Here is a 20,469-nt window from a genome sequence, read left to right as displayed (position 1 = left end):
AATTCCATGCAGATGTATTGTCCCGGACGCGGCCATGCCAGTCCAGCACAAATGACCGACAAGGCACAGGCTTACGGCCGGCTACCGCCTCTTCTCAGGCGAACTCCATGATCACCGCGTCGACCGCCAGGCTGTCGCCTGGCTTGGCGTTGAGCTTGGCTATCGTGAGGTCGCGTTCGGCGCGCAGCACGTTTTCCATCTTCATGGCCTCGACCACGGCCAGCGTCTCGCCGGCCTTGACCTCTTGGCCCTCGGCGACCGCGATCGAGACGACGAGACCGGGCATCGGGCAGAGCAGCATCTTCGAGGTGTCCGGCGGCAGTTTTTCCGGCATCAGCCTTTCGAGTTCCGCGGTGCGCGGCAGCATGGCGCGCGCCATCACCGACATGCCATTCCAAGCAATGCTCAAGCCGTTGAGCATCGGACGGATCTGTGCGACGACCTTGTCGCCGCCGATCCTACCTTGCCAGAGCGCGTCGCCCGGCCGCCAGTCGGACGCAACGGTCAGCGGCTTGCCGCCGTCGATCGAAAGATCGACCTCCATCGGGATCGAGACCATGCCGTCGACGATCACGACCGGAAGATAGTCCGCGCCGATCTTCACCACCCAGTCGCGCTTGAGATGGCCGGAATGCGGCGCCAGCCGGCCGCTCAGGCGGTCGAGCCGGTCGCGGCGCAAAAGTTCGATCGCGGTTGCGACGGCAGCGAAAACGGCCCTCTCCTCGCCATCCGGCGCGACCGGCGAAAAACCGTTCGGATATTCCTCGGCGATGAAACCGGTCGACAGCCGCCCCTCGCGCCAGCGCGGGTGCTGCATCAGCGCCGAGAGGAACGGGATGTTGTGCTCGATGCCGTCGACGACAAAACTGTCGAGCGCCTCCGACATGGCGTCGATCGCCTCCAGCCTTGTCGGCGCCCAGGTGCAGAGCTTCGCCACCATCGGGTCATAGAACATCGAGATTTCCGAGCCTTCGGTGACGCCGGTGTCGTTGCGGATGACGATGTCGCCGAACGTGCCCTCTTCCGGCGGCCTGTAGCGGGTCAGCCGGCCGATCGACGGCAGGAAGTTGCGGAAAGGATCCTCCGCGTAAAGGCGGCTCTCCACCGCCCAGCCGTTGAGCTTGACGTCGCTCTGCTTGATGGCGAGCTTCTCGCCGGCGGCGACACGGATCATCTGCTCGACCAGGTCAATGCCGGTGACCAGTTCGGTCACCGGGTGCTCGACCTGCAATCGCGTATTCATTTCAAGGAAATAGAAGTTCTTGTCGTTGTCGACGATGAACTCGACGGTGCCGGCGCTCTGGTAGTCGACGGCTTTCGCCAGCGCCACCGCCTGCTCGCCCATCGCCTTCCTTGTCTTGGCATCGAGAAAAGGTGAAGGCGCCTCCTCGACCACCTTCTGGTTGCGACGCTGGATCGAGCATTCACGCTCGCCGAGATAGAGCGCTGTGCCATGCGCGTCGGCCAGCACCTGGATCTCGATATGGCGCGGATCGACGACGAATTTCTCGATGAAGACGCGATCGTCGCCGAAGGAGCTTTTCGCCTCCGAACGTGCCCTGTCGAAACCGTCGCGCACCTCCGCCTGGCTCCAGGCGATGCGCATGCCCTTGCCGCCGCCGCCGGCCGAAGCCTTGATCATGACCGGATAGCCGATCTCGCCGGCGATCCTCTCGGCATGGTCGGCGTCTTCGATGACGCCCAGCCATCCAGGCACGGTCGAGACCTTGGCTTCGCTGGCGAACTTCTTCGATTCGATCTTGTCGCCCATCGCCTTGATGGCCTTGGGCTTCGGCCCGATGAAGACGATGCCTTGCTGCTCCAGCGCCTCGCAAAATGAGGCTCGCTCCGACAGGAAGCCATAGCCCGGATGCACGGCCTCGGCACCGGTCTCCTTGCAGGCGGCGATGATCTTCTCCGGCAGCAGATAGCTCTGTGCCGCCGGCGATGGCCCGATATGCACCGCTTCGTCGGCCATCTCGACATGGACGGCATCGCGATCGGCATCCGAATAGACCGCGACGGTGGCAATCCCCATCTTGCGCGCCGTCTTGATGACGCGACAGGCGATCTCGCCGCGATTGGCGATCAGGATCTTCTTGAACATTCGGATGTCGTTCCTCCGGCAAAGCGGACCAGTTCTATGGACAATTCCGGCGCGCCTCAAGTGCCAGCCGCTTGGCCCCTGCGGCTGGCGCCGATTGCGGAAACCGCGCCGAAAAACGTCGCAAGAGACGTTGGCCGCCAGCGCGGAACTCGCTAAAGTTACCCACAAGGCTGAAGGGATGGCAGGCTGGCATTCGCCACGGGCAGCTTGCCGTTAGCTAAGACTTACAAATCGCTTGGGAGGAATGCCTCGATGAAAACGCGTGCCGCCGTTGCCGTAGCCGCCGGAAAGCCGTTGGAGATCATGGAGGTGGACCTCGAAGGCCCGCGCGAAGGCGAGGTGCTGATCGAGGTCAAGGCGACCGGCATCTGCCACACCGACGAGTTCACGCTGTCGGGCGCCGATCCGGAAGGCATCTTTCCGGCCATCCTCGGCCATGAGGGCGCCGGCATCGTCGTCGATGTCGGCAAGGGCGTCACCTCGGTCAGGAGGGGCGACCACGTCATCCCGCTCTACACGCCCGAATGCCGGCAGTGCCCGTCGTGCCTGTCGCGCAAGACCAATCTGTGCACCGCCATCCGCGCCACTCAAGGGCAAGGGCTGATGCCGGACGGCACCTCGCGCTTCTCGCTCGGCGGCGAAAAACTCTTCCACTATATGGGCTGCTCGACCTTCTCCAACTTCACCGTGCTGCCGGAGATCGCGGTCGCCAAGGTCAATCCGGACGCCCCCTTCGACAAGATCTGCTACATCGGCTGCGGCGTCACGACCGGCATCGGCGCGGTCATCAACACCGCCAAGGTCGAGCAAGGCGCGACGGCCGTTGTCTTTGGTCTAGGTGGCATTGGCCTCAACGTCATCCAGGGCCTGCGCCTTGCCGGCGCCGACATGATCATCGGCGTCGATGTCAACAATGATAAGAAGGCCTGGGGCGAGAAGTTCGGCATGACGCATTTCGTCAATCCGAAGGAGATCGACGGCGACATCGTGCCTTACCTCGTCAACATGACCAAGCGAGGCGCCGACCAGATCGGCGGCGCCGACTACACCTTCGACTGCACCGGCAACACCAAGGTGATGCGCCAAGCGCTGGAAGCCTCGCATCGCGGCTGGGGCAAGTCGGTCATCATCGGTGTCGCCGGCGCCGGCCAGGAGATCTCGACGCGGCCCTTCCAGCTGGTCACCGGCCGCACCTGGATGGGCACCGCCTTCGGCGGCGCGCGCGGCCGCACCGATGTGCCGCGGATCGTCGACTGGTACATGGAAAAGAAGATTGAGATCGACCCGATGATCACCCACACGCTGAAGCTCGAGGACATCAACAAGGGTTTTGACCTCATGCATGAGGGCAAGTCGATCCGCAGCGTCGTGGTTTATTGAGGAAAGCCACCAGGCCGCAGGCCGGAACGCCGGCGACCTCTGTGGTAAAACATGGGAGGAATGGAATGGCCGAGAAACTGCATCCGAAGATTGACAATGGCTTGCCAAAGGAAAGCGCATCCTTCTCCGGCGGCACGCTGGTTTGCCTCTGCACCAGCAAGCCGGTGAAGGTGAAGGTCAAGGGTCAGATCGCCCACAACCATGCCTGCGGCTGCACGAAGTGCTGGAAGCCGGACGGCGCTATCTTCTCGGTCGTGGCCGTCGTCGGCACGGGCGACGTCACCGTTACCGAGAACGGCGACAAGCTGAAGGTGGTCGACCCCTCGGCGCTCATCCAGCGGCACGCCTGCACCGGCTGCGGCGTCCACATGCATGGCCCCGTCGAGCGCGACCATCCCTTCAAGGGCCTGTCCTTCATCCATCCCGAGCGTTTCGAGGAGGACGGCTGGTCGCCTCCGGGCTTTGCCGCCTTCGTCTCCTCGATCATCGAATCCGGCGTCGACCCGAACCGCATGGGCGGCATTCGCGGCCAGCTGAAGTCGATCGGGCTGGAGCCCTATGACTGCCTCAATCCCGGCCTGATGGACTATATGGCCACCTGGACGGCGAAGAAGACCGGCGCGCTTCCGGCCTGATTCAGGATAGGAAGGGCCGATCGACAGACCGGCCCTTCCTGCCTACAAAGCGCTCCATGGATCTTCGCGGCGTCAAGAACTGGAAGTTGAAGCTCCGCTACGGAAGAGCGAAAACTGAATTCCGTCATTTCACCATTCTAGCCCATGGCGAAGTGACGGCCCTGAATCCGGACTTCAAAATCCAACCTGGTCCTGCCTTCTTCGGAATGAGTGTCTGGGCTTCGGATTCCGATCAGGCAATCGACATGACGCGGGCAATCGGCGAGCACCTGGGTTTCGCCTGTACCGGCGACGTCTACGTCTATGATACCGAGCCCACCGAGCCACCAGGCGATAAGCCGCGCGGCTATAATTTGAAATTCACGCCCTATGAACGCGAATGAAAACCGGGCTCAGCGGGAGCCTGCTCGCCCGCAGATCTACGTCGACGCCGACGCCTGTCCGGTCAAGGCCGAGGTCGAGAAGGTGGCGGAGCGCCATGGCGTCGTCGTTACCTACGTCTCCAATGGCGGGCTGCGGCCGTCGCGCGATCCGATGATCCGCAACGTCGTGGTCTCCAAGGGTGCTGATGCGGCGGACGATTGGATTGTCGAGAACGCAAGAGCCAATGACGTTGTGGTGACGGCCGACATCCCGCTTGCCGCACGCACGGTGGCGCTCGGCGCGCATGTGCTGGGACCCACCGGCCGCCCCTTCACGCCGGAGACCATCGGCATGGCGATGGCGATGCGCGATCTGAAGCAGCATCTGCGCGAGACCGGCGAAAGCCGCGGCTTCAACGCCTCCTTCACGCAGAAGGACAGGTCGCAGTTTCTCGGCGAGCTCGACCGCATCTTGCGGCGCGCGCTCAAATCCGTCACACCGAACTGATCCAACGTCTTCAGGGACCCGAGCCATGGGTGAAGACCTTAAGACGCCGATGCATCGGCATATGCAGTTCGCTCTGGCCTTTGCCATCGGCGTCGTCGCACTGCTCCTAGCCCTGCTTTTGCGCGCGCCGCTCCCCTATTCCATTGGCGCTAATGTATTCTTTGCAAGCTATATCGTCCTGGTCCTGACGCTGATGCCACGGCTTACCGGCCGCTATCTCAGCAAGAACGCCCGCGCCACAGACATGCCCGTGCTGCTGATCTTCGCCGTTACGTTCTTCGTAGTCGTTGCGGCCATCGTCTCGCTGTTTCTTTTGATCAACCAGAAAGCCGCCACGCACCCCTGGCAGCTCGGCTTTGCCATTCTGTCGATCCCGCTCGGCTGGTTCACGATCCACGCCATGGCATCGTTGCATTACGCGCATGTCTACTGGAAGGACGGTTGCGAGACCGACGAGAAAACACAAAAGAAGTTGCCGGTCGGCGGGCTCGATTTTCCCGGGGGCAAGCGGCCGGAAGGCTGGGACTTCCTCTATTTCGCGACCGTCATCGGCATGACGGCGCAGACCGCCGACACGGCCATCACCACCTCGCAGATGCGTATGGTCGTGCTCGTCCATTCGATCCTGACCTTTTTCTTCAACACGGTGATCGTTGCGGCGGCGGTCAATCTCGCGGTCAGCCTGGGCTCTCCGTAATAAATCCGTGATCGCATGAAACATTGCCTTGTGCGGCGACGTATTGAGGGGAAGACAATGACCTGAGAAGCCGCTTGCATGAGGCGGCCGGAGGCAAGATGGACACTGCTGCCAACAACCAATCCGCCGCCGAGGCGGACGGTAAGGATAAGACCCTCATCTATCGGCAATCGCGCTGGACGCGGCTGACCCACTGGATCTGGGCTTTCTCGTTGTTCTTCATGCTGCTTTCCGGCCTGCAGATCTTCAACGCGCGGCCGCAGCTCTATATCGGCAAGCAATCCGGCTTCCAATTCAACAACACGATCCTCCAGATCGGCGCCGAAAACACGGCCAACGGTCCGCGCGGCTTCACCGAAATCTTCGGCCATCGCTTCGACACCACCGGCGTGCTCGGCTGGTCGGGTCCGCCCGGGCAGGAGACGCCTCGCGCCTTTCCATCCTGGGCGACGATCCCCTCCTATTACGATCTCGGCACGGCCCGCGTGGTGCACTTCTTTTTCGCCTGGATCCTGACCACGACCTTGCTCGTCTGGCTGATAGCCGGCCTGGTCAACGGTCATATCCGCCGCGACCTCGCCCCTCGCGTGTCGGACCTGCGCAAGCTGCCGCGCGACATCGTCGAACACGCCAAGCTGAAGTTTCATCACACGCGCGAATACAACACGCTGCAGAAAATGGCCTATGGCGGCGTGCTGTTCGTGTTGCTGCCGCTGATGATCGTGACCGGCCTCGCAATGTCGCCGAGCATGGATTCGGTGCTGCCGTGGCTCAACGAAATCCTGGGCGGCCGACAGAGCGCGCGCACCATCCATTTCACAGTCATGGTGCTGCTCGTCCTCTTCTTCATCGTCCACATCCTGATGATCCTGGCCGCCGGCCCGATCAATGAACTCCGCTCAATCATCACCGGCTGGTACCGCACCGACCCGCCGGCGAAGCATGCCGAGCCTACCGAGAGGAGCGCCTGACATGGCCAAATTTCAGATCAGCCGCCGTAAATTCCTGACCGCCGGCAGCCTCGGCCTGTCAGGCATCGCGCTATCGGGTTGCGATGCCTTCGACAGCGGTCTCGGCATCGGCGGCGGCCTGCGCAGCTTCCTCGAGAACGCCAACGGCCTGACTTACCGCGCGCAACGCTTACTTGCAGGTCGCGACGCGCTGGCGCCGGAATTCACCGAGGCCGACATCCTCCAGCCGCAGCGGCCGAACGGCGTCACCGCGCCGGACGACGACACTTACAAGGGCCTGCTCGCCAACAATTATGCCGACTGGCGCCTGGAGGTGACCGGCCTTGTCGAAAAGCCGCTGTCGCTCACCCGCGAGCAACTCCAGAACATGCCGAGCCGTACCCAGATCACCCGCCACGACTGTGTCGAAGGCTGGAGCTGCATCGCCAAGTGGACCGGCACGCCGCTGTCGCTGGTGCTTGACCAGGCGGTGGTCAAGCCGCAGGCGCGCTACGTCATGTTCCACTGCCTCGACACGATCGAGCAGAGCCTGTCCGGCAACATCAAATATTACGGCACCATCGACCTGATCGATGCCCGCCATCCGCAGACCATTTTGGCCTACGGTCTCAACGGCAAGCCCTTGCCGGTCGAGAACGGCGCGCCGCTCAGAGTACGCGTCGAACGCCAGCTTGGCTACAAGATGCCGAAATACATCTACAAGATCGAGCTGGTCGACAGTTTCGCCAATGTCGGCGGCGGCCGCGGCGGCTACTGGGAGGACAATGGCTACGACTGGTATGGCGGGATTTGATGGTCCCTCGCCTGCGGGCCGAGCACGATCTGCCGTCCGCCGAGCTTGATGCCATCGAGGAGCACCTGCACGACGACAATCGGCGGCTGACCGGTCGTGACGACGACCGTACCCTCATCTTTGCCTTGCGGGATGAGCAAGGGCGCGCCGTCGGGATCGCCGCCGGTTACTCCTGGGCCGGCATTGCCGAGCTCACGCTGATGTGGGTCGACGAGGCGCATCGCGGTCTTGGCCACGGCAGGAAGCTGCTTGATGCGTTCGTAGCCGAGGCGACCGCGCGTGGCGTGCGACGCATCTGGGTCCCAACGCACGACTTCCAGGCGCCGGGCCTCTACGAGAAGGCGGGCTTCGAACGTATGGCCGAATTCGCTGGATGGCCCGAAGGCCATTCCAACATCATCCTGTGCAAGACACTTCCAGGAAACGCCTAGGCGACCTTATCGAGCAGCGGCTTCAGCGCCGGATGGATTTCCGGCGAAGCGTGCCTGATCAGCGCCAGCAGCGCGCGCTCGTTGTCGCGCAGCGGCCGCTGGCCGCCGCCGATGCGCTCGGCCAGCCATTTGGCTTCGTCGGCATCGATGGTCTCGGCGCGGCGGGCAAGCGCCTCGGCGGCCCGGTTCCTGGCTTCCCATTCGGCCTCGATATCGCCGGGAGAATGATAGGCTTCGAGGATCGCGGCGAACCCGCCCGAGACCATGCGGCTGAAGAACCCGCCCAGCGTCGGCGCCGCCTCGTCGAGAAAGTTTTCGTGCCGCAGTGCCACCTCGCGCGTCGGCGGCTCGTAGCCGGCCGAGCACATGACATAGTTGGCGATCGCCTTGACGAAGAGCTCGTTCCAGGACGGATCGTTGTCCGCGGCCGCGGCCCGGTCGTTGATCCTGAACAGCACCTCTGCCTCGGCCTTGGTGATGGCGATGTTGCCGTCGCCGCCAAAGGCATGGAGGATGCGGCGCAGGAGATCGACCTCGGCCTTGGCGATCAAGCCCGGAACCAGCTCGCCGCCGAGCATCAACGGCCCCTTGCCGTCGATCACCGCATGCGCGACCTGCTCCAGCGCATAGGCCGAAAGCTGGCCGGGCGAGGATTTCGCTTCCTCCAGCACATGCACCAGCAGCTCGAGCTCCGTGCGGCTGTCGACCATGCCGTCGCGTGAAATCGTGCGAACCAGCCAGTCGGCGTTCTCCTGAGAAATGTAGCCCTCAGGCTTTTCCTGGTGGACGATGTAGTCGGTCACCGCCTCGACGAAGAACGGCGCCCATTCGCCGCATTTGTCGCGCGCGCTCTGGTCGAGCGCGAACAGCGCCTCGGCCTCGCCGCGGCTCACCACGCCATCCGCGAACACCTCGCGCCGCAGCATCGCCACGTCCTCGGCCGAGATCTTGTTCTTCGAGGTCAACCCCGCCACCGGAGCGCTCATGATCAATTCGCCCATCCGCCGTCCCTGCCCTGTCGCCTATTGCCGGCGAGCCTTTGTCATTTTGCCGGTTTATCAGCATTGTCTTGAGAAACCGGCAAATGGCGTGGTTAGCGAAGACTTGTCAGCAACATGTCGCTGGGAGGTGACAACGTGTCGCCGACGGGCTATGGATGGCGCGTCGGGGGCTCGGTTGTGAGTCCCACCTGTTTGCGGGAGAGAGCAGCGAGAGCTGTCGCCGAAGGGGAAATCGCCCGAAATCTCTCAGGCAAAAGAACCGTGGACGGGAAAGACAACTCTGGAAAGTCGGGGCCTGGCCCCGCGCCGAAGGTGTAAGCGCTGCCGACAGAGTTACGGGGCGCGAGTCTCTCAGGCTTCAGACAGAGGGGCACGGACTAGGCCGCCAATGGCGGTCGATTGCGTGCGACTCTGGAGAAGACATGACAGGCGAAGACACCAGGCACCTACCCCTCGAGGATTTGCATCAGGCCGCGGGCGCGCGCTTCGGCGCTTTCGCCGGCTGGTCGATGCCGCTCACCTATCCGCCCGGCGTGATGAAGGAGCACCTGCACACGCGCGAGCACGCCGGGCTGTTCGACATCTCGCATATGAAGCTGTTCGAGGTCGGTGGTCCGGGGGCCGCGGCGCTGTTGAACCGGGCTTGCCCGCTCGATGCAGGCGCGCTGGACATCTCGCAGTCCAAATACACCTTCTTCCTCAACGAGGCCGCGGGCATTATCGACGACCTGATCGTCACCCGCCTCGGCGAAGACCGGTTCATGGTCGTGGCCAATGCCGGCAACGCTGTCGAGGACGAGAAGCATCTGCGCGCTTTGGCAACGGATTTCGACGCCAAAGTCGAGCCGCTCGACCGCGTCTTCCTGGCGATCCAGGGTCCGGACGCCTGGGCGGCTTTGGCACGAGCCGGCATCGAGACCGGCTCGGTGCTGTTCATGCACGGTGTCGAGCCGCGGCAGAACTGGTTCATGAGCCGCTCCGGCTACACCGGCGAGGACGGTTTCGAGATCGGCCTGCCGGAGAAGGACGCGCGGGATCTCGTCGCCAAACTCCTGGAAGACGAACGCGTGCAATGGATCGGCCTCGCCGCCCGCGACAGCCTGCGCCTCGAGGCCGGTCTCTGCCTGCATGGCCAGGACCTGACGCCGGAGATTGATCCGGCAAGCTCCGGGCTGATGTGGGCGATCCCGAAGGAGGTTCGCGCCACCGGCCATTTCATCGGTGCCGACGCGCTACGCTCCATCGTCGAGCGCGGGCCGTCGCAGAAGCGCGTCGGCCTGAAGCCCGATGGCCGCCAGCCGGTGCGCGCCGGCGCGGCGCTGGTTGATGCCGACGGCAACCCGGCCGGCCACGTCACCTCCGGCGGTTTCGGCCCTTCGACGGGGCACCCGGTTGCCATGGGCTACGTCAACAGCGCGCTGGCCAAGCCCGGCACGAAACTCTTCGCCGATGTTCGCGGGACGAAAATCCCGATCGATATCGTCTCCCTGCCCTTCACCCCACACCGCTACCGCAAAGGATGATTTCCAGATGGCAAAGACCTACTTCACTGAAGATCATGAATGGCTCCGGATCGAAGGCGGCGTCGCCACTGTCGGCATCACCGACTATGCGCAGGAACAGCTCGGCGATCTCGTTTTCGTCGAGCTGCCGGAAATCGGCCGCAAGCTCGCCAAGGGCGATACAGCCGTCGTTGTCGAATCCGTCAAGGCGGCTTCGGACGTTTACGCGCCGGTCGACGGCGAGATCACCGAGGCCAACGGCTCACTGTCGGCCGACCCTTCGCTGGTCAATTCGGCGGCGACCGGCGACGGTTGGCTCTGGAAAATGAAGCTTTCCAACGAAAGCCAACTCGACAGCCTCATGGATGAGGCCGCCTACAAAGCCCATATCGGCTGATAACAGGATCTTGGAAATGACCGCAGCACCTATTCCTTTCTCGGCCCGCCATATCGGTCCCTCCGTCAACGACGTCAGGGCGATGCTCGCCGCCATCGGCGTTCCATCCGTCGAAACGCTGATCAGCCAGGCCGTGCCGAAGTCGATCCGCCTCGATCGGCCGCTCGACCTGCCCGCTCCGGCGAGCGAAGCCGAAGCGCTGGCCGAATTGTCGGCGATGATGGCGAAGAACACGGTGCTGAAGAGCTTCATCGGCGCCGGCTATCATGACGTCTTCGTGCCGCCGGTCATCCAGCGCAACCTGTTCGAGAATCCGGCCTGGTACACGGCCTACACGCCCTACCAGGCCGAGATCAGCCAGGGCCGGCTGGAAATGCTGTTCAACTTCCAGACCCTGGTCACCGAGCTCACCGGCCTGCCGGTGGCGTCGGCCTCGCTGCTCGATGAAGCCACCGCCGTTGCCGAGGCCGTCGGCATTGCGCTGCGCCACCATCGCGACAAGCGCACCAAGGTGGCGCTTGCCGGGACTCCGCATCCGCAGACGCTGGATGTCGTGCGCACCAGAGCCGAGCCACTCGGCATCGAGGTCGACGGCGAGACGATCGATGACAACACCGCCGCGCTGCTCGTTTCCTGGCCGGACACCTTCGGTGTCTATGGCGACCACAAGGCGGCGATCGAGAAGGCCCGCGCTACCGGTGCGCTGGTGGTCTTCATCGCCGATCCGCTGGCGCTCACGCTGACGGATGCGCCGGCGAAGCTTGGCGCCGACATCGCCGTCGGTCCGATGCAGCGCTTCGGCGTGCCGATGGGCTTCGGCGGTCCGCACGCCGCCTATTGCGCCGTTTCCGACAAGTTGACCCGTCTGATGCCCGGCCGTCTCGTCGGCCAGTCGACCGACACCAAGGGCCGCCCCGGCTACCGGCTGGCGCTGCAGACACGCGAGCAGCACATCCGCCGCGACAAGGCCACCTCCAACATCTGCACCGCGCAGGCGCTGCTGGCCAGTATGGCCACGGCCTATGCGATCTGGCATGGCCCTGCCGGCCTGCAGGCGATTGCCGGTCGTATCCACGGCCTTGCCGACCGCCTCGCCTCAGGTCTCAAGGCCGCCGGCGTATCGGTGGTCGGCGCGAGCCGATTTGATACAGTGACCGCCGAAGTGAAGGGCAAGGCCGGCTCCATTGCTGCTGCCGCCGAGAAGACAGGCCGGCTGCTACGCGTCATCGATGCGGACCATGTCAGTATCGCCTTCGACGAGACCTCGACGGAAGCCGATCTCGAGGCGATCGCCGGCCTGTTCGGCGCCAAGCCCGGTGCGGGGGCCAGCTCGATGCCCGGCAAACCGCGTGGCAAGGAATTCCTGACGCAGCCGGTCTTCCACGAGAACCGCTCCGAGACCGACATGATGCGCTTCCTGCGTCGGCTGGCCGACAAGGATCTCGCGCTCGACCGCGCCATGATCCCGCTCGGCTCCTGCACCATGAAGCTCAACGCCGCGGCTGAAATGATGCCGGTGAGCTGGCCGAGCGTCGCCAACCTGCATCCCTTCGCGCCTGCCGGCCATTCGGGCGGCTATCGCGCCATGATAGCCGATCTCGAAGCCTGGCTGTCGGAGATCACCGGCTTCGATGCCGTGACCTTGCAGCCCAATGCCGGCAGCCAGGGTGAATATGCCGGCCTGCTCGCCATTCGCGCCTATCACCGCTCGCGCGGCGAAGGCCATCGCACCGTCTGCCTGATCCCATCCTCCGCGCATGGCACCAATCCGGCAAGCGCCGCGATGGCCGGCATGAGCGTCGTCGTCGTGCGCTGCACCGAGGACGGCAACATCGATGTCGAGGACCTCAAGGCCAAGGCGGCCGAGCATTCGAAGGACCTCGCGGCGCTGATGTTCACCTACCCCTCGACGCATGGCGTCTACGAGGAAGGCGCGCGCGACCTCTGCGCCATCGTCCATGAGCATGGCGGCCAGGTCTATTTCGACGGCGCCAACCTCAACGCGCTCGTCGGCCTCGCCCGCCCAGGCGATATCGGCGCCGACGTCTGCCACATGAACCTGCACAAGACCTTCTGCATCCCGCATGGCGGCGGCGGGCCGGGTGTCGGTCCGATCGGCGTCAAGGCCCATCTGAAGCCCTATCTGCCGGGCCACGTGACGGAAGGCACGACCCATGCCGTGGCGGCGGCGCCGTTCGGCAGCGCCTCCATCCTGCCGATCACCTGGATGTATATCCGCATGATGGGCGCTTCGGGACTCAAGCAGGCGACGGAGACGGCGATCGTTTCCGCCAACTACATCGCGACCCGGCTCGCGCCGCACTTCCCGCTCCTCTACAAGGGCAGGCACGATCGCATCGCCCATGAATGCATCCTCGACACCCGCGTGCTCAAGGAGCGCGCCGGCATCAGCGTCGACGACATCGCCAAGCGGCTGATCGACTACGGCTTCCACGCACCGACCATGTCGTTCCCGGTCGCCGGCACGCTGATGGTCGAGCCGACCGAGTCCGAGCCTAAGCGCGAGCTCGACCGTTTTTGCGAGGCGATGGTCGCCATCGCCGGCGAGGCGGCGAAAGTGGCGAAGGGCGATTGGCCGCTCACCGACAACCCGCTGGTCAACGCCCCGCATACCGCGGCGGAAGCGCTTGCCGGTACATGGACCCATCCTTATTCGCGCCTGGAGGCCGCCTATCCAGCGGGCGACGCCGACCTGGCGGCGAAATACTGGCCGCCGGTCTCTCGCATCGACAATGTCGCCGGCGACCGCAACCTGGTCTGCTCCTGCCCGCCGCTGTCGGAATATCTCGGCGCTGCCGAGTAGTCGTTCAGGCGGTTTTCTGGGCCGGCCCGCTATCAGGCCGGCCCTCCTGGCGTTGGGCGATAACGCGGTTCCGCCCGGCGCGTTTGGCGGCATAGAGCGCGGCGTCCGCTTCGGCCAGCATCTCGTCCAGGGTCCGGCCGCTAGCTGCGCCAAATCCCATGCCGCCACTGACGCTGCTGCGCAGCGGGCCGCGATGCGTCGCGACGACCTCGGTGCCGAAGGCGACGCCGATGCGGCTTGCCATGTCATGCGCCTTTTCAGGCGTGATCCGCGACATGACGATCGCGAACTCCTCGCCGCCCAGCCGGAAGGCGTCGACCCCTGTCCTGCCATATTTCTTGATCACCGCCGCGAAGCGGCAAAGGACTTGGTCGCCGACGGGATGGCCGAAGACGTCATTGGTTGTCTTGAAATGGTCGAGATCGAACATCGCGATCGCCATGAACGGACCGAAGCTGCGATCGCCGTAGAGTTCGTTGAGCGCCCTGCGGTTCATCAGGCCGGTCAACGGATCGGTCATGGTCTCGGCCTTGAGCTCGATCTGCGCTTGCAGATGATGCAGCGAAAGCGTCAGCGCGCCGAGGCCAGTCATGCAGGCGACCGCGACGACGGTATTCAGCCGCTCCGCCCAGTTGTCGGGCGCAGCACCGAGAACCCATTGCCCTTGCTCGAGCAACACCAGGCCGCACAGCGCGAAGGACAAGCCGCAGGCTCCGCTCAGGAACGAGACGACGAACAGAATCCTGCGGTCGTGATCGCCCTTCATCCAGAACATCGTTCCGATCGCCGCGAGCAGCGCCGTGACAGCCGAATAGGTGATGAGGAAGCCGATGCCGTCGAATCCGAGATAGGTGAAGACGGCGCAGGCGGCCATGGCTGCCAATGTCGGCAGAACAACCCTACCATGGTTGCCGACGCCTAGATATTGCATCGCCGACAGGCAGATGATGAGGAAACCCAGGCTGAGCAGCACCAGCGCTGCCTGGCAGAGCCAGGGGTTGGGTTCCTTGGTGTATTGCCAGAACAGAATGACATGCGCGACAAGCACAAGGATGCCGCACGCCACCGTCAGCACGAAGGGCGCCCGCGGAGCGGTGAGCCAGATCGCAAGCATGGTGATGCTGAGGCACGTGCCCGACAACGCCGCCGCGAGCAGGAGCGAACTAAAATCCAACATTGTTGAGCCGCCACCTCTTGGGAGTCGTCAGTGACGCTGCATTCTAGGTTAACGGCGGCCCGCTGATACCGTTTTCAGCTAACCTTTCGACCTAACCTTCCGACAAGGTTTACAAAGCATCCACCAGTGCATCCAGCAGACGCGAAGACTAGAAATTGTTGGTTTATATTGAAACAGTTCTTCTCACCAGCGCGAGGCGATCCACAGGCATGCGTCCGCCAGCCCGGAAGTTCCACCCTGGCGCTTCGATTTCGCCAATCGACAAACAAAAATCGTACCGGGTGGAACTTGTCCCGTTTCGCTGAAACGGCGTTCGGCCGGCGGCCGAGGAATTCGGGCGGAACGATTCAACCCAAGCCCGAGAAGGCTCTAGCTCTTGTTCAGAAGTGCCAGATTGGCGTCGACCACGGTCGGATCAGCCATGCCGGCCTTGGCTTCGAGTAGCAGCGCGCGCGCCTTCTTCTTGTTGCCGCGCAGGAGCTGCGAATAACCCATATTGTTGACGATCTGCGGCTTGCGGCCGGCGACCTTCAAGAGCTGCGCATAGGCGCGGTCGGCGAAGTCGAAACGGCCGAGTTCGTCATAGGAAGCGGCAAGCCCCATCCAGGCTTCGGCATTGTCTGATCTGAGCTCGACCGCCTTGCGGAAATGCTGTTCGGCCAGGCCGAAATTCGCCTCGCGGAACTGCGCCTTGCCTTCGACGAGATCATCGGCGCTGACATCCTTGGCCACCGGCTGGATTGCCGTGGTCTTGGTCGTGTCGACGTTGTTGTTCGTCGTGCAGCCCGCAATCATCAAAATGGCTGCCAACGCCGCTGCTGCCGTGGGAAGTCTCTGACGCATGCCCCTGCCCCATCGCCCGATTTGCCGGGTCGTTCTTCAGGAAAAGACGATACGGCAGAGCGATTAAGCTTCGGTGCCGAAATGCAGCTAAATTTTGGTTGCCCGCCAAGGATGCGTTAACCAGCGCCCCTTGAGGTGCTGCCGGATTCAGGTCAGGCCGAGTCGAAAACGGTAGTTTCCGAGAACCGAAGCGGAGCGTACTTAAAGTGCGTGAGCACCGGAAGCGCAGGAAGCCGCCGTTTGCAGACCGGCCTCACCTGAATCCTCAGTGGTGGGTGGTCAGCTTAACGATGATCGGAATGATGGCGATCATCAGCACCACCGGCAGGATGCAGACGGTCACCGGCACCGACATCTTGGCCGGCAAGGCATGCGCCTTTTCCTCCGCCAGCGACATGCGCTTGTGCCGCATTTCGTCGGAGAAGACGCGCAGCGAGCCCGACAGGCTGGTGCCGAGTTCCTTGGATTGCTGCAGCAGCGTCGCGAAGGAGCGCACCTCGTCGAGGCTGAGACGGTCGGCGAGCGCCTTGAGCGCGTCGTCGAGGCTGCGCCCGGCCCGCAGTTCCAGCGACACCAGGATCAGGTTCTGGCTGAGCGACGGATAGGTCCTGGAAAGCTCCCTTGAGACCCGCTCGATGCCAGCCTCCATGCTCATGCCGGCATCGGAGCAGACGATCATCAGATCCATGAAATCGGGAAAGCCGTTGCGGTATTCGCGCATCTTCTCCCGAACCTTCTGCGTCAGCACCAGGCCCGGCAGGAAGTAGCCGCCGGCGCCCGATAGGATGATGAAGGTCCAGCGGCTGGTCATGGTCGACTCGGCACTCGCCGCCCAATGGTTGATCAGGAACGCGCCCAACGCCGCGCCGATCAGGGTGGCGAAGCGGATCAGGAAGAACATGCCGACGGCGCGCGGCTCCATATAGCCGGCCTGGATGAGCTTCATGCGCAGCCGCGCGACATTTTCCGGGTCGCTCTTGGCATAGAACTCCTGCGCCCGTTTCACCGCCTTCTCGCGCACGGCGCTGGTGCTCTTCTTGGGCGCCGCTTCCGCCTGCTCGACCGGCTGCACCACCTCGACCTTCAGCCGGCGCTTGACCTCGCCGCGATCGCCCTTGGCGAGCACAAGCGGCCAGGCGACGGCGCCGCCGCCCAGCACCAGCAGCAGCACGGCAACCGGCATCAGCGACGTCGGCGCGAGCGAGGCGAGGAAGCGGATGACGTCTTCCATTTCAGAACCTGAAATTCGACATCTTGAACATGATGGCGTTGCCGAGCAGCAGCCACAGGATGGTTCCGCTCAGCATGTACCAGGTCTTCGGCTCGTCCCAGACGTCCTGGTAGAACTGCGGCATCAGCACCATGATGGCGGTGAACAAAAGCACCGGCACCGCGGTCAGGATGTAGGCGGACATGCGCCCTTCGGTCGAAATGGCGCGCACCTTGCGGCGCAGCTTGCCGCGCTCGCGTATCGTCGCGGACAGGCCGTCGAGGATCTCGCGCAGATTGCCGCCCGAACTGCTCTGGATCGACACCGCCGTGACGAACAGCGGCAGGTCCTCGTGCCCCACCCGGTCGAACAGATTGTTCAGCGCCGACACCAGGTCCGAGCCATAGGTCACCTCGTCGGCGACGACGCCGAACTCGGTGCCGATCGGGTCGGCCATTTCGCGCGCCACCATGGCGATCGCCACCGGCACCGGATGGCCGGCCTTCAGGCCGCGCGTGATCAGTTCCAGCGCCTCGGGCAACTGTATCCCGAACCGCTTGTGCCGGCGCTTGCGCATGAAGCGCATCGCCATCACCGGCAGCACCGGCAGCAGTATGAGAAACAGGATCAGGCCGAACAGAAGCGGCAAGCCCTTCCAAATCGTGAGAAGCGCCAGCGCGAAAGCGACCCCCGATGTGATCATCAGGAACTTCGGCAACGGCGTGGTCATGCCGGACTGCGTGCGCAGGGCGCGGAAACGGTCGAGGGAGAAGACGGAGCTGTGGCCGTCGATCCCGCGCTCCTTGCGCAGTTGGATCAGCACCTGCTCCTGGCTGATCTTGTTCTCGGCAAGCTTCATGCGGCGGTTGATCGCCATGCGCTTGTCGCTGCGCCCGGCATAGAGCAGGTAAAGGCCCTCGGCGATCATGATGCCGGTGAGCGCCGCCGCGGCGTAAACGACGTAGATCGGGCTGAATCCCTCGAACACCGGCCTAGTCCTGCGGCCGGCCGGGCTCGAAATACTTGCCCGGGAATTCGATGCCCATGTTGCGCAGGTCCTCGAGGAAGCGCGGGCGGATGCCGGTCGCCTCGAAGTGGCCGAGGATCTTGCCGTCCGCCTCCATGCCGGTGCGCACGAAGCGGAATATCTCCTGCATCTGAATGACATCGCCTTCCATGCCGGTCACTTCGGCGACGCTGGTCACCTTGCGCTTGCCATCGGAAAGGCGTGTCAACTGCACGATGATGTCGAGCGCGCTGGCGATCTGGCTGCGGATCGACTGCACCGTCATCGGCATGCCGGTCATGCCGAGCATCTGTTCCAGACGCGAAATCGCATCGCGCGGCGTGTTGGCATGGATGGTGGCCATCGAGCCTTCATGGCCGGTGTTCATCGCCTGCAGCATGTCGAAGGCTTCCTCGCCGCGGCACTCGCCGAGGATGACGCGGTCGGGACGCATGCGCAGCGCGTTCTTGACCAAGTCGCGCTGCTTCAATTCGCCATGGCCCTCGATGTTGGCCGGGCGCGTCTCCATGCGGGCCACATGCGGCTGCTGCAATTGCAGCTCGGCCGCGTCCTCGATGGTGATCAGGCGCTCGTCTTCCGGGATGAAGGCGGACAGCGCATTGAGCATCGTCGTCTTGCCCGTGCCGGTGCCGCCGGAGATGATCGTGGTCTTGCGGGCGTGCACCGCCGCCGCCAGAACCTCGGCCATGTTCTGGGTGATGGCGCCGAACTCGACCAGCTTGTGCAGGCCGAGCTTGTTCTTGGAGAATTTGCGGATCGACACCAGCGGCCCGTCGACGCCGACCGGACGGATCGCCGCGTTGAAGCGCGAGCCGTCGAGCATCCGGGCGTCGACCATCGGCTGCGATTCATCGACGCGGCGGCCGACTGCCGCGACGATTTTATTAATGATTCTAAGCAGATGCGCTTCATCCTTGAACGGGATGTGGACCTGCTGCAGCTTGCCGCGCTTTTCGACGAAGCAATTCTCGTGGCCGTTGATCAGGATATCGTTGATCTCGGGGTCCTTGAGCAACGGCTCGAGCGGGCCGAGGCCAACCATCTCGTCGACGATGTCGTCGACCAGCGCATCGAGCTCGGCGATGTTGATCGCCATCCGCTCCTCGCGCGTCTTTTCCGAGACGAACTCATGCACCTGCCGGCGCATTTCATCCTTGGGCAGCCGCTCCAGCGCCACGAGGTTGATCTCCTCGAGCAGCATGCGATGGATGCGCACGCGCGCATCGAGCACCTTGTTGGCGCTTTTTGCGGGCGCCGCTTCCGGCTTCGGCGGCGCCGGCTTGCGGGTCGTCGGAATGACCACCGCATTGTGCACCACAGGCGCGGGCTCCGGCGCCCGCTGCGGGCGAAGGTCGCGGTTCTGCAGGTTGGAAAAGCGACTGTTCATCCCGCCTTCCTCCTCAGCAAGCCCTTGCCGAGGCCGAACAGCGATTTCGACTTGACCGTGGTCTGGACGGCCTCTTCCGGCAGGATGATCTTCTTCAGGTCGTTGACGACATTGGCGTTGGGGTCGATGGCGTGCAACGGCACGCCGCGGTCGACGGCCTCGCGCACCAGCCGGTAGTTGTTGGAGATGCCGCCGACGAAATGCTCGCCGAGTATGTCCTGGACATCGGCCTGCTTGATGCCGCTGTCGAACATCTTCTGCTCGAAGCGGTTGACGATGACGTTGGGCTTCACTTCCTTGCCGGCGGTCTCGTAGACGGCCTGGATGAGACGCTGCGTATGGCGCAGGCAAGGCACCGTCATCTCGGCGACGATGTAGAGCTTGTTGGAACCCAAGAGCACGGTCTCGGTCCACGGGAACCAGGTGCGCGGCATATCGATGACGACATTGTCGAAATAAGCCGCCACGAGGTCGAGCATGCGAACCACCACATCGGTCTTGAACGAGCGCATGTCCGAGGGGCGCGTCGGCGCCGCGAGCACGCATAGCCCGCTGGCATGCTTGGACAGCATCACATCGAGCAGTTGCCGGTCGAGGCGCTCCGGCTGGTTCTCGATTTCCGTGATGTCGAAGCGCGGTTCGAGGTCGAGATATTCGGCGCAGGCGCCCTGCTGGAAGTTGAGGTCGACCACGCATGTCGAGGCGCCGCGCGTCACCGAATGATGCAACTGGAAGGCCGTCTGCAGGGCGAGCGTGGTGGTGCCGACGCCGCCGGCGGCCGGCATGAAGGTATAGATGTGCGATTCGGTGTTCTCTTCCCGCCCCGGTCCCTGCAGCGCCCGGATGACGGAACGCACCAGGTCTGCCGTGGTGATCGGCTTGACCAGGAAATCGGCGACCTTGAGCTGCACGAGGATGCGCACCGCCGCCGCGTTGAATTCCTGGGTGACGACGACCACGGGGACGCTGCCTTCCAGCCGGCGCATGACGCGCTGCAGCGACTCGATCTCCTCGAGCTTGGCGGCGTCCATATCGACGATGACGGTGCCGAAATCGGTCTCGAGGGCTTCGCCGCGCAGCTCGTTGATGCTCTTTTCCACCGTCAGGAGCTCGATGACCTCGGAGGTCGCAAACGCCGTCCGCGTGTCCTGCACGAACGCCCTGTCGGTGGAAACGAGCAGGATCTTCTTGGTCTTGGTAGCAGATGCCATCGTCGT

At 63.7% G+C, this 20,469-nt stretch carries 19 protein-coding genes and 1 riboswitch; of the genes, 11 read left to right on the top strand and 8 right to left on the bottom strand.

The genetic code is table 11. The features are described 5' to 3' along the window. Positions 1-94: 94 nt before the first annotated feature. On the bottom strand, positions 95-2,107 hold the full coding sequence (locus EN852_RS08470) for an acetyl/propionyl/methylcrotonyl-CoA carboxylase subunit alpha (RefSeq protein ID WP_127874041.1): 2,013 nt from the start codon (positions 2,105-2,107) through the stop codon (positions 95-97). A gap of 252 nt (positions 2,108-2,359) precedes the next feature. Here EN852_RS08470 and EN852_RS08465 point away from each other — a divergent pair, with 252 nt between their 5' ends. From EN852_RS08465 to EN852_RS08430, 8 genes are all read left to right on the top strand, one after another. Then, positions 2,360-3,487: an S-(hydroxymethyl)glutathione dehydrogenase/class III alcohol dehydrogenase gene (locus tag EN852_RS08465; protein ID WP_127874042.1), complete on the top strand. Its 1,128-nt coding sequence runs from the start codon at positions 2,360-2,362 to the stop codon at positions 3,485-3,487. Between the two features lie 65 nt (positions 3,488-3,552). Beyond that, a complete protein-coding gene (gene gfa / locus EN852_RS08460) occupies positions 3,553-4,122 on the top strand; it encodes an S-(hydroxymethyl)glutathione synthase (protein ID WP_127874043.1) in 570 nt (189 codons plus the stop codon). Positions 4,123-4,178: 56 nt separating this feature from the next. After that, complete coding sequence (locus EN852_RS08455; RefSeq protein WP_127874044.1) at positions 4,179-4,505, top strand: hypothetical protein; 327 nt, start codon at positions 4,179-4,181, stop codon at positions 4,503-4,505. After that, entirely contained in the window at positions 4,492-4,992 is a 501-nt protein-coding gene (locus tag EN852_RS08450; RefSeq protein WP_127874045.1) for a YaiI/YqxD family protein, read from the top strand. Before EN852_RS08455 ends, EN852_RS08450 begins: the two co-directional genes overlap by 14 nt. A gap of 25 nt (positions 4,993-5,017) precedes the next feature. Further along, the gene (locus EN852_RS08445) at positions 5,018-5,689 is read left to right on the top strand and encodes a DUF1345 domain-containing protein (protein WP_127874046.1); all 672 of its coding nucleotides are present in this window, start codon (positions 5,018-5,020) and stop codon (positions 5,687-5,689) included. A gap of 98 nt (positions 5,690-5,787) precedes the next feature. Further along, entirely contained in the window at positions 5,788-6,660 is an 873-nt protein-coding gene (locus tag EN852_RS08440; protein ID WP_127874047.1) for a cytochrome b/b6 domain-containing protein, read from the top strand. A 1-nt stretch (position 6,661) separates the two neighbouring features. Then, positions 6,662-7,453, top strand: a complete 792-nt coding sequence (locus tag EN852_RS08435) for a molybdopterin-binding protein (RefSeq protein WP_127874048.1) — start codon at positions 6,662-6,664, stop codon at positions 7,451-7,453. Continuing rightward, positions 7,453-7,884 (top strand): GNAT family N-acetyltransferase, encoded by a 432-nt coding sequence (locus EN852_RS08430; RefSeq protein ID WP_127874049.1) that lies wholly within the window; start codon positions 7,453-7,455, stop codon positions 7,882-7,884. The genes EN852_RS08435 and EN852_RS08430 overlap by 1 nt, the downstream gene beginning before the upstream one ends. Here EN852_RS08430 and EN852_RS08425 read toward each other — a convergent pair. Next, positions 7,881-8,885: a hypothetical protein gene (locus EN852_RS08425; protein WP_127874050.1), complete on the bottom strand. Its 1,005-nt coding sequence runs from the start codon at positions 8,883-8,885 to the stop codon at positions 7,881-7,883. The two genes, EN852_RS08430 and EN852_RS08425, sit on opposite strands and share 4 nt — an antisense overlap. A gap of 185 nt (positions 8,886-9,070) precedes the next feature. After that, positions 9,071-9,157: riboswitch (glycine riboswitch) on the top strand. A 150-nt stretch (positions 9,158-9,307) separates the two neighbouring features. Between EN852_RS08425 and gcvT the strand changes: the two genes are divergently transcribed. From gcvT to gcvP, 3 genes are read left to right on the top strand one after another with little or no spacing between them, the layout of a single operon-like run. Beyond that, on the top strand, positions 9,308-10,408 hold the full coding sequence (gene gcvT / locus EN852_RS08420) for a glycine cleavage system aminomethyltransferase GcvT (protein WP_127874051.1): 1,101 nt from the start codon (positions 9,308-9,310) through the stop codon (positions 10,406-10,408). 7 nt (positions 10,409-10,415) lie between these two features. Further along, the gene (gene gcvH, locus EN852_RS08415; protein WP_127874052.1) at positions 10,416-10,784 is read left to right on the top strand and encodes a glycine cleavage system protein GcvH; all 369 of its coding nucleotides are present in this window, start codon (positions 10,416-10,418) and stop codon (positions 10,782-10,784) included. Between the two features lie 16 nt (positions 10,785-10,800). Further along, entirely contained in the window at positions 10,801-13,608 is a 2,808-nt protein-coding gene (gene gcvP / locus EN852_RS08410; RefSeq protein ID WP_127874053.1) for an aminomethyl-transferring glycine dehydrogenase, read from the top strand. Positions 13,609-13,612: 4 nt separating this feature from the next. On the opposite strand, the gene EN852_RS08405 is transcribed toward gcvP, so the two are convergent. The 6 genes from EN852_RS08405 to EN852_RS08380 form a co-directional block, all read right to left on the bottom strand. Further along, positions 13,613-14,785, bottom strand: a complete 1,173-nt coding sequence (locus EN852_RS08405) for a GGDEF domain-containing protein (RefSeq protein WP_127874054.1) — start codon at positions 14,783-14,785, stop codon at positions 13,613-13,615. 369 nt (positions 14,786-15,154) lie between these two features. After that, complete coding sequence (locus tag EN852_RS08400) at positions 15,155-15,628, bottom strand: hypothetical protein (protein ID WP_127874055.1); 474 nt, start codon at positions 15,626-15,628, stop codon at positions 15,155-15,157. Between the two features lie 265 nt (positions 15,629-15,893). Further along, positions 15,894-16,859 carry a type II secretion system F family protein gene (locus EN852_RS08395; RefSeq protein WP_127863630.1) on the bottom strand — a complete coding sequence of 322 codons (966 nt, stop codon included), beginning with the start codon at positions 16,857-16,859 and terminating at the stop codon, positions 15,894-15,896. 1 nt (position 16,860) lies between these two features. Then, positions 16,861-17,826, bottom strand: coding sequence for a type II secretion system F family protein (locus EN852_RS08390; RefSeq protein WP_127863629.1), 966 nt, complete (start codon positions 17,824-17,826; stop codon positions 16,861-16,863). A 4-nt stretch (positions 17,827-17,830) separates the two neighbouring features. Beyond that, positions 17,831-19,252, bottom strand: a complete 1,422-nt coding sequence (locus tag EN852_RS08385; protein WP_127874056.1) for a CpaF family protein — start codon at positions 19,250-19,252, stop codon at positions 17,831-17,833. Then, complete coding sequence (locus tag EN852_RS08380; RefSeq protein WP_127863627.1) at positions 19,249-20,463, bottom strand: response regulator/pilus assembly protein; 1,215 nt, start codon at positions 20,461-20,463, stop codon at positions 19,249-19,251. The genes EN852_RS08385 and EN852_RS08380 overlap by 4 nt, the downstream gene beginning before the upstream one ends. Positions 20,464-20,469 lie beyond the last annotated feature (6 nt).

It is taken from the genome of Mesorhizobium sp. M2E.F.Ca.ET.209.01.1.1 (assembly GCF_004010375.2).
Lineage (GTDB): Bacteria > Pseudomonadota > Alphaproteobacteria > Rhizobiales > Rhizobiaceae > Mesorhizobium.
The sequence above is the reverse complement of the archived record's forward strand: the minus strand, read 5'-3'. Positions and strand labels throughout refer to the sequence as shown.